Origin of the sequence: Bradyrhizobium sp. (assembly GCF_027307225.1) — a bacterium.
Classification (GTDB): domain Bacteria; phylum Pseudomonadota; class Alphaproteobacteria; order Rhizobiales; family Xanthobacteraceae; genus Bradyrhizobium.
The window spans coordinates 1-14390 of the sequence record NZ_DAHUXJ010000011.1; the positions used below are offsets into that span (position 1 = coordinate 1).

A 14390-nucleotide genomic window follows, 5' to 3' on the forward strand; every position below is an offset into this window, starting at 1 on the left:
ATCAGTTTCGCGGTGACCTCGTCATAGGAACTTCAAATTCTAAACCGCACTAGAATCATATAATTGGCTAGTGCTCCTTTGATTCCGAAGTTCGTAAACGTGGAGCCGCAATATGATACGAACTTCGGAATCGGAGCACTAGTGCGGCGATTCCGAACTCGCGGCAGGAATGATGCGGACGTCTGAACCGCAGCGCTCAAGCGACGGAAGGAACGCTCTCGGCCGTCGCTTCTTCCGGGAACAGGCGGTCGAGCCCGCTGGTATATTGCAGTTCGCCGGTGTGAAGTTTGGAGTTGTTGGCCTCACGCCTGGCGACATCTTCCTCGCCATACATGAACGCCAGGAAGGCGTAGCGTTTGCCCCTGGTGACGGGCGTCACCTGATGCAGCGCACCGCAGGAAAACACCAGCGCGCCGCCCTCGGAAGGGCGATAGGTCTTGCGGCCGAACTCGGGGAACATGAGATCGCCGCCCTCAAAATCCTTGTTGAGGTTGATGGAGAGCGCGAAGCGGCGATGCTGGGCGCCGGCGTTGATGTTATCGCGGTGACGGTGGAAATGGGCGGCAACTGCGCTGTCGTAGCAGGCGACGATATAGCGATCCATCCGCGTCACCTTGAACTGGAAATATCGCTCGATCGGACCGACCAGCCGCCGCACGATGTGGTCGCGGATCAGCTCGCGGACCTCCGGCACACCGACCGCAACGTCGCTGCGCCGCTTCAGCCGCCAGTCCGACAGGGTGACGGTCTTGCCGTCGACGTCGAACTGAAACCCGGAGTCCACCGCACCTTGCGTCTCGTAGAACTGGGTCAGGAAATCGCAGATCCCGAAACTGAAGACGCGCGGCACCAGCAGCGCCGGCGCGAACATCGGAACGCCCGCCGAATCCTCGACCGGGGGCAGACCTTGCAACACCGTGCGAACCATGTTCGCGTGCCCTTGCGGATTGTCCCAGGCAATATCGGCGATCGCCCGCAGCATCGGATCGAGGATCACCGTGCGCGGCATCCCGGCGGCGCCGAACAACCGGCTGATGGCGCCATCCTGGTCGGCGAGAAACGACAGCGGTCCGTTTGAGATGGAAGCAAGGCCCTCGGCGTTTTCGGCCGATCCTGTGAACACACATCCGATGACGAGGTGATCCTCGCTGTGGGAGGTGCAGAGGCGCGCGAGTTCCGCCGCTTCGGTCATTGCCCGCGGGTCAGCCAGCGAACCGAGGAAGCTCACGACGACCCAGCGCCCGCCGCTCGCCTGCAAATCAAACGATCCGCCGGTCACAACGGGCAGTGAGAACCACGGCACGGGGTCGCCGAGAATGATCCGCTGGCTATCCGTTTTCGTGCTGCTCATGATGCTTCCCTGCCGTGAAGGTCCTTTGGCAATAATTCAGTAAGCTTAATGAAATCTTTAGACCGGTTAGTTGCGTGGTTGCGCCCTGTTGCGCGGGCCCTTCGCGGACGTGTTTCGAAACAAAAAGGCGTGCCGCTCTTCAGCCCGCCTTTGCCAACCGCCACAGACCGCGCTCGGCTTCGCTAAAGCCGTTGTCCCGGTAAATGTTACGCGCCGGGATGTTACGCGATGTCGGGATGATTCGCCCCGACAGCAGCGCGGAACCGTCCTTCATCTCGTCCAGGATGTGGCGTAGGAAGCGGTGTTCGATGCCCATGCCGAGCGCGCGGCAGCTGATGGCGAGCCCCACGATCTCGCCCGCGACAATGACCGCGGCGCCGACTAGCCCGTAATCGCCGAGGCGGTCCGAGACCTCGATCGCAAACAGGCGCGCGTCCGGATTGCCGGCCAGCGCCGCCAGTTCGCTGGAGGAGAATTTGCGCGCCGTGGTGTTGAACTGTGTGGTGCGCTGAAACAGCTCTTCGACGCGTTGCAATTTGGGCGACGACGCCGACAGACGCTCGATCGCGCATTTGATCTGCAGCTGCGCGATGTATTCCGCCTCCCCCATCGTCTCGCTGCGCAACTGCTGGCGCGCGATCTGCGCCTTGACGAGATCGCTGCGGGAAGCGGCTTCGGCGGTCACCACGGGAATCTGCAGGCGCGGATCGTTGAGCAGCCGCCGGCGCAGGCCGAACGGATCTTCGCCCCAGACCTCGACCTCGGGCAACCGCTGCCGGACGCGGTCGCGCTCGACTGGATTGTCGTCGATGAACAGGAAAGCATCGAGCGCGAAGCCGAGTTCTTCGGCAATCGAGCGGATGTTGCCGACCTTGTCGTCCCAGTTGACCCGCCAGGTGACGAAGTCGTCCGGCGTGAGCAGCCGCTGCTTCGGATAGTGATCGGGATATTTCCAGAGCTCGCGCACCGTCGCTTCGTCGTTCTTGCTGACGCAGGCGAGCACGATGCCGCGCTTCTTCAGCGCCTTCAGCGCTTCGTGCAGACCGAAGTAGAGACCCACATAGGAAAATGCGCCGGAGATTTCCGGCGACCACGCGAACGGACTGCCGGTCTCCGCCAGCACGCCCGGCCACAGCGTGCCGTCGAGATCGAGGATGACGCATTTCTTGCGGCCGATGCCCGTCACGGTGACCATCGCGTCGATGTGCTTTTCAGCGGTCACCGCCTCGCGGCCATAGGCATCGCCGCCGAGCGCGTGCGCCAGCGGCGCGATGTCAGGGAAAATGCCGTGGACCGCGGCTTTCTCGCGTTCCGGTCGTTGCAGCATCCAGCCGGGCGAGCCGAAATGGGTGAAGCCGACCTGACCGTCGTCGAGCATCCGTTCCGATCCGACGGCGCCAAGCGTGGCGGCGATATCGACCACATAGACGTCGGGAAAGGCGACCGCGACTTCAGCCAGCGCCACATTGGTCAAACGGAATCGCGTGCGATGTCCTTTGACGCCGCGTTCGGCAAGCCCGAGCGGCTGCACGGTCGGCTCGGGCAAATTGTCGATCAGGATCGGCGCCGGCGTGATTTCGCGCAGCCTGGTCAGGAGCTCGGTCACATGAGCGACATAGGGGGCGTGCGGATTGAGCCCGTTCTCGAGATCTTCGGCGACGAGATGCCGTACCCGGAGCGCGCCGACGAAGATCAAATCGTGCTTGTGCTCGCCCGCGAAACGAATGTCGTCGGGAAATGTCGCCGCCACATGCAGATCGATGCCGCGGCGCGCCGCTTCCCGGCGCAGGAAATCGGCCTCCATCTGGATGTCGCAATCGCCGAACAACAGGGCGTCGACGCGCTGGCGTATGCCGCTGAAATCCCGGAGGCCATAGGAGGCGCCGACCGCCCAGTAGTCCGCACCGCCCTCCTTCAACTTGCGCCGGTAGCTCTCCAGCATTTCCCCGGGATCGCGCCCGTGCCTGGCGGAGAGTTCCTCTCCGATCGCCGCCAGTTCCTCGTCAGCGGTCATCTCGGTGAGGATCTGGCGCGACTTCAGCTCCATGACGGTGTGTTCGACCGACTGGCGCAAACCAGCCGAGACCGATTCGCCCGGTTTTACGAACAGCGCCGCCATCGCCTCGCCGTCCTCGGGGAGGCGGCGTGGTTCCGAAAAATATTCCAATAGCGCCGTGATCTCGCTATCCGCGGGCAGCCGGATCTGGCTGATCGCATGCACGATCAGCGTGCGGCCCTGGCCGACGGGCAACAGATGAATGAAGCGGGAGCGGCGGAGAATCATTATTGCCTATAGTAGCGGAATGGATGCAGATGGGAATCCAATCCCCTGCCGTTTTGGCCGCCGACACCATCGAATCGAAGCCCGAAACGTCATGCGCCAGCCAAGCGGCCAGCCGACGCCCCCGATCAAGCCGCCGAACCGCGGTAACGAAGGCGCGCAGTATCTCTCCACGCGGGGGCTTCTCATTGTCTTTGCCGGGCTCGCCGCAGCGCTCGTGCTCGGTTACCTGCTCGTGAGCAAGCTCGTCGACATCTCGCAGGAAGAGGATTGCGCGCTGGCGCACCGCTATAATTGCGGGGCCGTCGAAGTGCCGCGCTAACCTTCAGTCCTTCTCGATGGAACCCTTGCCGGTTGTCTTGCCGTTGCTGCCGCCACCGGCGAGCCGCGCCAGGGCTGTCTCCTGCCGCATCCACTGCATGCGCGGCCTTGCGGGATAGCCGCCCCAGGTTTCGCCGGGGGGAACATTATGCATGACGCCCGACCGGGCGGCGACGCGACCACCGCGGCCGATCGTGACATGCGGCGCGAGGCCGACCGATCCGCCGAGCACGGCAAAATCCTCCAGCGTCACGCTGCCGCTCAAGCCACATTGCGCAACGATGATGCAGTATCTGCCGATCTGGCAGTTGTGTCCGATCTGGCAGAGGTTGTCGATCTTGCTCGCCTCGCCGACCACGGTATCCCTGATGCCGCCACGATCGATCGTCGTGCCGGCGCCGATCTCGACGTCGTTCTGGATGATGACGCGGCCGGTCTGCGGTATCTTCTGCTGGGCGGCATCTTCGGTATAGCCGAAGCCGTCCTGACCGATACGACAACCCGGGTGAACCGTCACGCGATCGCCGATCAGCGTATGTGTGATCGAGCATCCGGTGCCGATCCGGCAGTCGCGGCCGATCGTGACATCGGGACCAATCACGGCATTGGCAGCGATGAGAGTTCCCGAGCCGATTTCGGCGCGCGGTCCGATAACGGCGCCGGGATCGATGGTGACATCGCTTTCGAGCTTTGCCGTTGGATGGACGGTTGCGCCCTCGAAAATGCCGTCGGTTTCAAACAGCGAGGCGGGACTCAGCGATTGCGGAAAGAGCTTTCGATGCACCGCGACGAAGGCGCGATACGGTTGCTCGGTGTACAGGACAACGAGCCCCTCCGGCGCGCGATCCGCAAACCGCTTCGGCATCAGGCAGGCGCCGGCGCGGGTCTTCGTCAGCGCATCGGCAAACCTGTTGCCGTCGACAAATGTCAGATCGGAAGGGCCTGCGAGATCGACCGGCGCCACGCTTCTGATCACGAGCGATGCCGGCGCGGCCTGAGCGGATTCGGCGCCGGTCAGCGCCGTGATGTCGGCCACCGTCAGGCCCTGCGGGCGATCAAAGAAGTGGCGGTTTCCCATTTTTCGATCCATGGCTTGCGAGACACAATTTCGAACACAAAGACGGTCGCCTCGATGTTGAAGTTCGTATTATCGAACCGTCACACTGGCAAGTGACGCACGTCTTCCCAAACCTCTGCCAACAAGTGGGCGGACGACGTGGCACGCCACGTTGACACCCATCTGCATTCGTCGGATGCTATTCTGATACAAAGCAAAATTTCACATTGTCGAAAAGCTGAAACGTCGAAGTTCAGCGAAACAAATCGGGAGCGAAGCATGACTTTTCGTCGCCATTCGAATGCGTGTCTCACCGGGGCCGCAATCGCCGCATTCGCGATGGCATGGAGCGGCCCGGCCAGCGCACAGCAAAAAGAACCGTCGATCAAGGCGGATGCGATCGGCGGCGTGGTCACGGGTCCGAACGGTCCGGAAGCCGGCGTCTGGGTGATCGCCGAAACCACCGACCTGCCGACCAAATACGCCAAGATGGTCGTCACCAACGACTCCGGCCAGTTCGTCATTCCGCAGCTTCCGTCTGCCAAATACAAGATCTGGGCGCGCGGCTACGGCCTCGTCGATTCCGACAAGCAGGATGCGGCGCCGGGCAAGACCGTCGATCTGAAAGCAAAGCCGGCGCCGAATGCGGCGGCCGCGGCCGAATACTATCCGGGCATGTACTGGTACTCGATGCTCAAGATTCCACCCGTGAGCGAGTTTCCGGGCTCGGACAAAAGCCCGACCGGCATGCCGGCCAGCATGGATTCGCAGGCTACCTGGATCGACAGCATCAAGAACTCCTGCCAGTCGTGCCACGCGCTCGGCAGCGATAACATTCGTCATCCCCACGTGAAGGAACTCGGTGAGTTCAAGAACTCGGAAGACATGTGGGAGCGCCGCGTACAGTCCGGCCAGGCCATGAGCAACATGGCGCTGACGCTGGGCCGCCTTGGACCGCAGCGCGCCTACAAGATGTTTGCCGACTGGACCGACCGCGTCGCGGCAGGCGAGCTTCCATTCGAGAGGCCGGAACGGCCGAAAGGCCTCGAGCGCAACGTCGTGATTACCTCATGGGAATGGGGCAAGCGGGGAATGTACCTCCACGACGAGGTTTCGACCGACAAGCGCAACCCGACGGTCAACGCCAACGGCAAGATCTACGGTTCGCCCGAAGAAAGCTCCGACGACATTCCGGTGCTTGATCCCGTCAAGAACGCCACCTCGCTCATCCATGAACCCTACATGGATCCGCAGACGCCAAGCGCCAAGGACGATCCGATGGCTCCGTCGGTGTTCTGGGGCGACGAGGCGATCTGGGACGGCCATACCAGCATCCACAATCCGATGATGGACGAGAAAGGCCGGATGTGGTTCACGGCAAGGCTTCGCCGGACGCCGAATCCCGCAAGCTGCAAGGCCGGATCGGACCTCCCTTCGGCACAGGTCGCGCCGCTGGACACCTCGGCCCGCGAAGCATCGATGTACGATCCGAAGACCCAGAAGTGGGCCATGATCGATACGTGCTTCAACACGCATCATCTGGTCTTCACGCCCGATGAGAAGCTGTGGTTCAGCCAGGGACAGCCCTATAGCGGCGTGGTCGGCTGGCTCGACGTCAAGAAGTTCGAGGCAACCGGCGATGCGATGAAGTCGCAGGGCTGGACGCCAGTGGTGGTGAACACCTCCGGCACCGGCAAACGCGAACCCTTTGTCGGCCCGGACAAGCCGATCGAACCCGGCAAGGACAAGTGGGTGAAAGCGGCATTTTACGGCGTCATGCCGAGCGTCAAGGGTGACGTGATCTGGGGCCAGGCCATGGGCCCGGGCTTCACCCGTATCAAGCAGCCTGCGCTCTTGATCCGGATGATTCCGGGAAGCGATCCGACCCATACCGCTGTCTCCGAGATCTTCCAGTCGCCGCCCGGCACCTACGGTTCGCGTGGCGTGGACGTCGACTCCAAGGACGTCGCCTGGACCGTGCTCTCGAGCGGACAAATGGCGAGCTTCGACCGCTCCAAGTGCAAGGAAAAGCTCGAAGGAGCGAATGCGGCGAGCGGCGCGCAATGCTTCGAGGGCTGGACGCTGTACCGCCTGCCCGGACCGCAGTTCAAGGGCGTCAACGATCCGCAAGGGAGCGCCAACCACGCTTATTACATCTGGGTTGACGTCCACAACACGCTCGGCCTCGGCAACGACGTGCCGGTCGCCATGGCCAATGGCAGCGAGTCCCTGCTGGCTCTGGTCAACGGCAAGTTCGTCGATATCCGCATCCCCTATCCGCTCGGCTTCTTCGCCAAGAATGTCGATGGCCGAATCGACGATCCGAACGGCGGCTGGAAGGGCCGCGGGCTGTGGACCACGACGGGCACGCGCGCCTATTTCCACAGCGAAGGCGGCAAGGATGCCCGGCCTCGCGTGTTCAAGGTGCAGCTGCGCCCGGACCCGCTGGCCGACTGAAACTGCTTTCCGCAGAAAAATCTGCGGGATGTTTTGATGCGAAATAATTGCTTCGCTGCGTGAAAACATGCAGCGAAGCAATTGCGTTTGAAGGAGATTGAGTGCGGCAATGTCCTATCATCACACCCAGTCCGGGACCACGCTTCTGGCAAGCTGCACGGCGATCGGCGTTGCAGGCGGCGTCATCGCGTGGCAAATATCCGGGCAGCCGGCGACCCTGATTGCCATGCTGATTGTGCTCGCCGGTATTAGCGCCGTCTTCCACTCGCTCACGGTGAAGGTCGAGGGCCGCGAACTAAGCTGGTATTTCGGCTTCGGATTCTGGACGTACCGGCTCGGGCTCGATGAAATCCGCTCGGTGAGCGTCGCGCGCAATCGATGGCAGAACGGATTGGGCATCCGCAAGGCGCCCGGCTTCACCCTTTACAACGTCTCGGGGCTCGATGCCGTTGAACTCAAACTGAAATCGGGCGAGATCCGCCGCATCGGCACTGACGATCCCAAGGGACTTGCAGCCGCGCTCAACGCCGCGATGCGCGCAACTCAAGCGTGATCTGAAAAGCTCGCTTGCTTCAACAAGCTAAGGCGCGATGACGATCCAAAGTCTCATCGCCTCGCCACTGTCGCCCCTACTCGTCGCGATAGACCTTCTCGCGCTTCTCGTGGCGTTCCTGCGCTTCCACCGACAGCGTTGCGATCGGGCGGGCCTCGAGCCGCTTCAGCGAGATCGGCTCGCCGGTCTCCTCGCAATAGCCGTAGCTGTTGTCCTCGATCCGTTGCAAGGCGGCGTCGATCTTGGAGATCAGCTTGCGCTGACGGTCTCTGGCACGCAGTTCGATCGCGCGGTCCGTTTCAGACGACGCCCGGTCGGCGAGATCGGGATGATTGACGTTCTCCTCCTGAAGCGTCTGCAACGTGATCTTTGCTTCCCGAAGGATCTCGTCCTTCCACGTCAGCAACTTGACGCGAAAATAGTCACGCTGCCGCTCATTCATGAACGGCTCTTTTTCGGTGGGTCGATAGTTTTTCAACTTTTCCAAGGTTAGTGCCCACTTTCCGAAGTTCGCGTTACATTCTCCGACCCGCGAAAACCGGCGATTCGGCGGCAGAGACCTGAAAAAGGCCTGCCCGGGCGCGCCTTATATAGGGGCGCGTTGTGACAGACAATATCGGCCCACTACGGGCAAGCGGGGTAACCACTATTGGTGCGGTGCCCGCGCGTCAGGGGTTCAGAACTGGCCGGCTTTGGCCAGCTCGACTTCGACCCTGAGCTCGATCTCGGACAGTACCGAATCGAGGCCCGGATCGCCCGAGGACGATTTGAGGTTGGCGGCCGCATCGCGCAGCCGGTTGACCGTCGCGCCATTCAGATTACCCGACAACAGACCGATCTTGAGGTCGTCAAGGACGTCGAGCGCCCGTTTGCCGCGCTGCACCGAACGTTTGCGCCGCTCGGTCGGATCATCCTCGATGCCCTGCAGCGCCAGCAGTGCATCGATACCCGCGGCCGCTTTGGGGGCTGCTGTTCCGCGCGTCTCGCTGGCGGAAGCTGCATCCTCCGGCAGCGAAAAGCCGCCCGAGCTGGTTCGCCGAACGCTGCCGGTCTGGGACCCCAGGGTGGTGCCGTTCGGTCCTGTGATGCGCATGAATGGTCCTCGCCATTATCAAGCGCCAGCATGGCTCCGCCATAGTTAACGGGACGTAAACCACCCGGCAAAATCTGCCGCCGGGCGGCAGTTTCGGCTTCGCGGCGGCCGGCATTCACGGCCAGGGTTTCTGAAATTACCAAATGGAATCATATCTTTAACTGACGAAACGACTCTGGCACGAGGCTCGCATAGTTAATAACCGGATCGCTTCATCATGGGAGTGGTGAACTTGTCCGAGAGTTTTGAGACCCTCAGCGGGGAGCAGAGGATGCCGGGCGTGTTTTGGGGAAGAGTGTTTCGGCTGGGCTGCGCGGCGCTTTTGGCGCTGCCGTTCAATGTGACGCCGGCCGGCGCAACGTCGCGGATCAAGGATCTCGCGAACATCGAGGGCGTGCGCCAAAACCAGCTCATCGGCTATGGCCTGGTCGTCGGCCTTGCCGGTACGGGCGACACCCTCAACAACATCCCCTTCACCAAGCAGTCGCTGCAGGCGATGCTGGAGCGCATGGGAGTCAACATCCGTGGCCAGACCATCCGCACCGGCAACGTTGCCGCGGTCATGGTCACCGGCAACCTGCCGCCGTTTGGAACCCAGGGAACCCGCATGGACGTGACGGTTTCCGCGCTTGGCGACGCCAAGAACCTGCAAGGCGGCACCCTCCTCGTCACCCCCCTGCTCGGCGCCGACGGCAACGTCTACGCGGTGGCGCAAGGTTCCCTCACCATCAACGGCTTCCAGGCCGAAGGCGCCGCCGCCAGCATCACCCGCGGCGTGCCGACCGTCGGGCGCATCGCCAACGGGGCCATTATCGAGCGCGAGATCGAATTCGCGCTCAACCGGCTGCCCAATGTACGGCTTGCCCTGCGCAACGCTGATTTCACCACGGCCAAGCGCATTGCCGCCGCCGTCAACGACTTTCTCGGCAGCAAGGCGGCCGAGCCGCTCGATCCCTCGACCGTGCAGCTTTCGGTTCCGCCGGAATTCAAGGGCAATGTCGTCGCCTTCCTGACCGAGATCGAGCAGCTGCAGGTCGAACCGGATGAGGCCGCCAAAATCGTCATCGACGAACGAAGCGGCATCATCGTGATGGGCCGCGACGTCCGCGTGGCCACCGTCGCGGTCGCCCAGGGCAACCTCACCGTCTCGATCTCGGAGAGCCCGCAAGTCAGCCAGCCCGGCCCGCTCTCGCGCGGACGAACCGTGGTGACGCCACGCTCGGCCATCGGCGTCACCGAAGACGGCAAGAAACTCGCCGTCGTCCGGGACGGCGTCTCGCTCCAGCAGCTGGTCGATGGCCTCAATGGACTGGGCATCGGTCCGCGAGATCTCATCGGCATCCTGCAGGCGATCAAGGCCGCCGGCGCGATCGAAGCCGACATCGAGGTGATGTGATGCAGACAGCCCCCATCGGAAGCGCCCTCGGCGCCGCAGCCGGCAAGATCCCGACCTACGCCGGCCGTCCCGACTACGACTTCGCCGCGGCGCTGTCGAAAGTGTCGCCGGAGGTAAAGGCCAAGGCGCAAACCCAGGCGCAGAATTTCGAGGGCATGTTTCTCAATTCGATGTTCTCGGAAATGACGAACGGTGTGAAGGGCGAAGGTCCTTTCGGCAGCACGCTGGGCACCGGCATCTGGCGCTCGATGCAGATCGAGCAATATTCGAAATCGTTCGCGAAGGCCGGCGGCATCGGCGTCGCCAAGCAGGTGTATCGCACGCTGATCATGCAGCAGGCGAAAACTGCCGGCCAGATTCAGGAAAAGCACGCATGAACCAGCCTCCCTCACGACAGCCGGCACCCGCCGTCCCGACCGCGTCAACCCCGGCCGAGGCACGCAAGCTCGCCGAAGAGCTGATGGACGCCATGAGCGCCCTGCTCGGCATCATCGAGCGCGAAACCGAGCTCGTGCGCGCCGGCAAGATTCGCGAGGCGATGGCGTTCGAACCCAACAAGGCCGAGACCTCGCGCCGCTACGTCGCCGCCGTCGCCCGCGTGAAGGCCGCTCATCAATATCTGGCCAAGACCGCGCCGGATCTGCTGGCGACGCTGCGCCGTCACCACGACACGTTTCGCGCCATGTTGCAGGTGAACCTCACCGTGCTGGCGACGGCACATGCTGTTTCCGAAAGCATCGTGCGCGGCGTCAACGCCGAAATTCAACGTCGCAATATTCCGAATACCTATGGCGCGACCGGCCGCCGCGTGAATCCGACCGCGCGCCATCTTACGCCGCTGGCGGTCAGCCGCTCGCTCTGAGGCGACCGGGGAAAAACAGACAATTTTCATTAAATCTGCGCGGATTCGTCAGCGCATCGTTCAGCGCGTTCTCTAACAATGCGTTGAGACGTATACTTCATAATTGCCGGCTGGGAAGGGTTGGGATTTGACTCGAGGAGAGCCAGGAGGCTGCCATGAGTACCGATTTCAGCATCAGGCCGGTGGGTGTGCCGGTTGCGCCATCATTTCCGCCCGCCGCCAGCAACGCGGCGCTCGGCGGCGTGCCTACGCAACTGCCCGCGAACCAAACCGTCACCGCATCAGACGCTGGTGCGGCGAGCCGCAACGATTCTCAAGCGTCTGCCGCTGTTGTTTCACAGCAGGCGTATTTCGACACGTCTGCGGCGTCGGTCGTTTTCCAGTCCGTCGACGAACTGACCGGCCAGGTGGTCGAGCAATATCCCGACGATGCGATGTTGCGCGGCCGCGCTTATTTGCGCTCGCTGGGCTCGAGCAGCGGATCTACGGACCATCCACTCGTGACCGATGTGACGGCGTAAAGCCTGGAGTGATGGGAGGCGCTATGCGCGCGGTTCTCAGGCCCTGCCTGAGAGACCGGCTGCGATGTTGCAGTTGATGTCGATCAGCGGCTTCAGCTTTGCCGGATCGGGGTTCATCTGCATCGCGATCGTCTGATGCATGACGAAGACGCTGATATTGGCGATGTTCTGGCGAACTTCGAGCGGCTGCGGATTCTCGTTGGACTCGACCGCGCTCAGGAAAATCGTCCACAGACGGCGATTGAACAGCAGCGCCTTATGCATTTTTGCGTCAGGGCCTGTCCAGTTGGTCTGGACGTCCCGCAACTGCTTGGCCGCCTTCAAGAGTGCCTGCGCCTCAATATCCCTTGCCGTCCCAGTTGTTTGAGAAGTGCGAGCATACGCTTGGGCGGCATGAGACATTCATCACTCCAACTGAAGGGTTACGCAGATGCGGACGCCAGAGCTGCCCAATTTTTATAGGTTGCTGCCTTTAAAATATGGTTAGCAGTGGTCACAGAATGCACCGCAATACTACGGATCAGGCAATTGCTCAGCTACCCGGCAGGCGCGCGCGATGAATAAAAAACGGCGGGGTTTCCCGCGCCGTTTCTCGTTCCGTCGTTTGATCTTCGATCAGCGGAGCAACTGAAGCACGCTCTGCTGCGACTGGTTGGCGAGCGCCAGCGCGGAGACCGCGATCGACTGGCGGGTCGAGAGCGCCTGGCTGTTCGCCGCTTCTTGGTTGGCGTCGGCCAGCGTCAGGTTCGACGCACCGGTCTGCAGCACGTTGATCAGGTTCTTGTTGAAGTCCTGGCGGATTTCGACGATCGACAGGTTCGAACCGAGAGCCGAAGCTTCACCGCGCAACGTGGTGTCCGCAGCCGTCAACTGCGTCAGCACGGCGTTGGCCGAGTTGCTGTCCAGGAAGTCGACGCCCGACGTCAGGGTCGAGAGGCCGAGGCCGGCATCGTTGAAGGTGACGCCGGTGATCGCCAGCTTCGAAGCGCCGGTTTCGTCGAAGGTCAGGTTGAGCGTATCGCCGTTCAACAGGTTGATGCCGTTGAACGAGGAGTCCTGCGAGGTCGTGTTGATCTGTTGCAGCACGTTGTTGTACTGCGCGACCAGGTTCGCGCGGGTCGCCTGCGAGTCCGGGTCCTGAACAGGAGCCGCAGCCGCCAGGCCGTGGAAGGGCGCACCCAAAGCGGCAGCCGAACCGCCGATCGCGCCGATCGTCGAGGCCGCCGCATCGTTCGAGGTCACGATGCTGAGCAAGCCCGTCGTGCTGAGCGTGGCTTGCAGGTTGTTGGCCGCCAGCGCCGTATTGAGCTGGTTCAGCGTCGATACCTGTCCGGAACCGGTACCGAAGGTGATGTTGGTCGCGGTGCCGCCGCCGGTGGCGCCGATCGTGAGCGTCTCACCCTGCAGCGTCGGAGGTGTCAGGGGTGTCGTCGCCGCGGTCAGGCCGAAGGAGCCGAGCGCGCTGGTGCCGCCGGCGGCGATAACCAGAGGCTGCGTCGTGCCCGTGCTGATCACGAGTGCGCCGGCGGTGACAACCGAGGCCGTCGTGGCGCCGGTGATGCCATCGATTGCGCTCAGGACGGTTCCAACCGAGGCCGTGCTGCCGGCGCCGACGCCGATCGTGACGTTGCCGCTGGCATCGGTGGTCACCGAGGTTTGACCGGTCGAGAACGTGATGGACTTGCCATCGACGATAAAGGACGATCCGTTCGCAGGCGTTGCAGCCAGCGTGTCCGAGTTCGTCGCGGAGACCAGCTTGGTGGCGGCGGTGATCGCAACCGGCGTGGTCAGGTTGTTGTTCACCACGGTGCCGGTGACCGTGTTGTTGACGGGCGGACCCAACAGGTTGTTGGCGGTCGCACCCGTGATGGCGGCCGAGGTGACGTTCGACTTGGTCGAGTAGCCAACCGGACTTTGCAGCACCTGGTTGGCGATCGATTTGGCGTTGGCGATCAGGCTCTGCAGCGAGGTGATGCCGGTGTTGGCGGCCTGCAGCACCTGCACGCCGTTGCCGATGCTGTCGAGCAGGTTCGATATGTCGCCGGCGCGATTGTTGAGGCCTGCCGCGGTGAAGAATTCGGTCGGGTTATCGAGCGCCGTGTTGACCTTGTTGCCGGTGGCAAGGTCATTCTGCGTCGTTGCAAGCAGCGCGGCGGTCGATTGCAAGGAGAGCAGGTTTTGGCGAACTGCTGCCGAGAGAACAATACCAGACATGTGTCAAGCCTTCCTAGTGTTATGGGAACAGCTTTAACTGCACTCCTTTAAAACAAGGTTAACGTCCACTTAAGTTGTTTGCTTAACGCCGGGTTAATGAAAAAAACCCGGCGAAACCGTCGTCTCGCCGGGCCCAAAATTAAAAAACGGCGGGGTTTCCCCCGCCGTTTCGATGGTTTTGTCGAGCTTTTCGATCAGCGCAAGAGCTGAAGCACGCTCTGCTGCGACTGGTTGGCGAGCGCCAGCGCGGAGACCGCGATCGACTGGCGGGTCGACAGCGCCTG

Annotated in this window: 14 protein-coding genes; 7 read left to right on the forward strand and 7 right to left on the reverse strand. The window is 62.4% G+C overall.

The window, feature by feature from the left end:
* Positions 1–196: 196 nt before the first annotated feature.
* Complete coding sequence (locus tag M6D32_RS01715) at positions 197–1351, reverse strand: 2OG-Fe(II) oxygenase (protein WP_298252747.1); 1155 nt, start codon at positions 1349–1351, stop codon at positions 197–199.
* Between the two features lie 139 nt (positions 1352–1490).
* Entirely contained in the window at positions 1491–3635 is a 2145-nt protein-coding gene (locus M6D32_RS01720; RefSeq protein WP_298252749.1) for an HAD family hydrolase, read from the reverse strand.
* A gap of 91 nt (positions 3636–3726) precedes the next feature.
* Here M6D32_RS01720 and M6D32_RS01725 point away from each other — a divergent pair, with 91 nt between their 5' ends.
* Complete coding sequence (locus M6D32_RS01725) at positions 3727–3954, forward strand: hypothetical protein (RefSeq protein WP_298252751.1); 228 nt, start codon at positions 3727–3729, stop codon at positions 3952–3954.
* A gap of 3 nt (positions 3955–3957) precedes the next feature.
* Here the strand turns inward: M6D32_RS01725 and lpxD are convergent, their stop codons facing one another.
* The gene (gene lpxD, locus M6D32_RS01730) at positions 3958–5031 is read right to left on the reverse strand and encodes a UDP-3-O-(3-hydroxymyristoyl)glucosamine N-acyltransferase (RefSeq protein WP_298252753.1); all 1074 of its coding nucleotides are present in this window, start codon (positions 5029–5031) and stop codon (positions 3958–3960) included.
* Positions 5032–5289: 258 nt separating this feature from the next.
* On the opposite strand from lpxD, the gene M6D32_RS01735 reads away from it, so the two are divergent.
* Positions 5290–7467: a carboxypeptidase-like regulatory domain-containing protein gene (locus M6D32_RS01735; RefSeq protein WP_298252755.1), complete on the forward strand. Its 2178-nt coding sequence runs from the start codon at positions 5290–5292 to the stop codon at positions 7465–7467.
* A gap of 109 nt (positions 7468–7576) precedes the next feature.
* Positions 7577–8020 (forward strand): hypothetical protein, encoded by a 444-nt coding sequence (locus tag M6D32_RS01740; protein ID WP_298252757.1) that lies wholly within the window; start codon positions 7577–7579, stop codon positions 8018–8020.
* Between the two features lie 76 nt (positions 8021–8096).
* Here the strand turns inward: M6D32_RS01740 and dksA are convergent, their stop codons facing one another.
* Positions 8097–8507 (reverse strand): RNA polymerase-binding protein DksA, encoded by a 411-nt coding sequence (gene dksA / locus M6D32_RS01745; RefSeq protein WP_298252758.1) that lies wholly within the window; start codon positions 8505–8507, stop codon positions 8097–8099.
* 189 nt (positions 8508–8696) lie between these two features.
* Positions 8697–9113: a flagellar assembly protein FliX gene (locus M6D32_RS01750; RefSeq protein ID WP_298252760.1), complete on the reverse strand. Its 417-nt coding sequence runs from the start codon at positions 9111–9113 to the stop codon at positions 8697–8699.
* Positions 9114–9384: 271 nt separating this feature from the next.
* Between M6D32_RS01750 and M6D32_RS01755 the strand changes: the two genes are divergently transcribed.
* The 4 genes from M6D32_RS01755 to M6D32_RS01770 all read left to right on the forward strand — a co-directional run bounded on the left by M6D32_RS01755 (position 9385) and on the right by M6D32_RS01770 (position 11892).
* Complete coding sequence (locus M6D32_RS01755; protein WP_298252767.1) at positions 9385–10509, forward strand: flagellar basal body P-ring protein FlgI; 1125 nt, start codon at positions 9385–9387, stop codon at positions 10507–10509.
* On the forward strand, positions 10509–10886 hold the full coding sequence (gene flgJ, locus M6D32_RS01760) for a flagellar assembly peptidoglycan hydrolase FlgJ (RefSeq protein ID WP_298252761.1): 378 nt from the start codon (positions 10509–10511) through the stop codon (positions 10884–10886). The genes M6D32_RS01755 and flgJ overlap by 1 nt, the downstream gene beginning before the upstream one ends.
* Positions 10883–11371: a hypothetical protein gene (locus M6D32_RS01765; RefSeq protein ID WP_298252763.1), complete on the forward strand. Its 489-nt coding sequence runs from the start codon at positions 10883–10885 to the stop codon at positions 11369–11371. Before flgJ ends, M6D32_RS01765 begins: the two co-directional genes overlap by 4 nt.
* Positions 11372–11526: 155 nt before the next feature.
* A complete protein-coding gene (locus M6D32_RS01770; protein ID WP_298252764.1) occupies positions 11527–11892 on the forward strand; it encodes a hypothetical protein in 366 nt (121 codons plus the stop codon).
* A 36-nt stretch (positions 11893–11928) separates the two neighbouring features.
* Here M6D32_RS01770 and flaF read toward each other — a convergent pair whose 3' ends face one another.
* Positions 11929–12294, reverse strand: a complete 366-nt coding sequence (gene flaF / locus M6D32_RS01775) for a flagellar biosynthesis regulator FlaF (RefSeq protein ID WP_298252765.1) — start codon at positions 12292–12294, stop codon at positions 11929–11931.
* Positions 12295–12507: 213 nt separating this feature from the next.
* Positions 12508–14106, reverse strand: a complete 1599-nt coding sequence (locus tag M6D32_RS01780) for a flagellin (protein ID WP_298252766.1) — start codon at positions 14104–14106, stop codon at positions 12508–12510.
* Positions 14107–14390 lie beyond the last annotated feature (284 nt).

Excerpts from the sequence above, each read along its gene's own strand:
- M6D32_RS01780 (WP_298252766.1), bottom strand. The coding sequence starts at position 14,106 with ATGTCTGGTATTGTTCTCTCGGCAGCAGTTCGCCAAAACCTGCTCTCC.
- M6D32_RS01720 (WP_298252749.1), bottom strand. The coding sequence starts at position 3,635 with ATGATTCTCCGCCGCTCCCGCTTCATTCATCTGTTGCCCGTCGGCCAG.
- flaF (WP_298252765.1), bottom strand. The coding sequence starts at position 12,294 with ATGTCTCATGCCGCCCAAGCGTATGCTCGCACTTCTCAAACAACTGGG.
- M6D32_RS01740 (WP_298252757.1), top strand. The coding sequence starts at position 7,577 with ATGTCCTATCATCACACCCAGTCCGGGACCACGCTTCTGGCAAGCTGC.
- flgJ (WP_298252761.1), top strand. The coding sequence starts at position 10,509 with ATGCAGACAGCCCCCATCGGAAGCGCCCTCGGCGCCGCAGCCGGCAAG.
- M6D32_RS01715 (WP_298252747.1), bottom strand. The coding sequence starts at position 1,351 with ATGAGCAGCACGAAAACGGATAGCCAGCGGATCATTCTCGGCGACCCC.
- M6D32_RS01755 (WP_298252767.1), top strand. The coding sequence starts at position 9,385 with ATGCCGGGCGTGTTTTGGGGAAGAGTGTTTCGGCTGGGCTGCGCGGCG.
- M6D32_RS01735 (WP_298252755.1), top strand. The coding sequence starts at position 5,290 with ATGACTTTTCGTCGCCATTCGAATGCGTGTCTCACCGGGGCCGCAATC.
- M6D32_RS01770 (WP_298252764.1), top strand. The coding sequence starts at position 11,527 with ATGAGTACCGATTTCAGCATCAGGCCGGTGGGTGTGCCGGTTGCGCCA.
- lpxD (WP_298252753.1), bottom strand. The coding sequence starts at position 5,031 with ATGGGAAACCGCCACTTCTTTGATCGCCCGCAGGGCCTGACGGTGGCC.
- M6D32_RS01750 (WP_298252760.1), bottom strand. The coding sequence starts at position 9,113 with ATGCGCATCACAGGACCGAACGGCACCACCCTGGGGTCCCAGACCGGC.
- M6D32_RS01765 (WP_298252763.1), top strand. The coding sequence starts at position 10,883 with ATGAACCAGCCTCCCTCACGACAGCCGGCACCCGCCGTCCCGACCGCG.
- M6D32_RS01725 (WP_298252751.1), top strand. The coding sequence starts at position 3,727 with ATGCGCCAGCCAAGCGGCCAGCCGACGCCCCCGATCAAGCCGCCGAAC.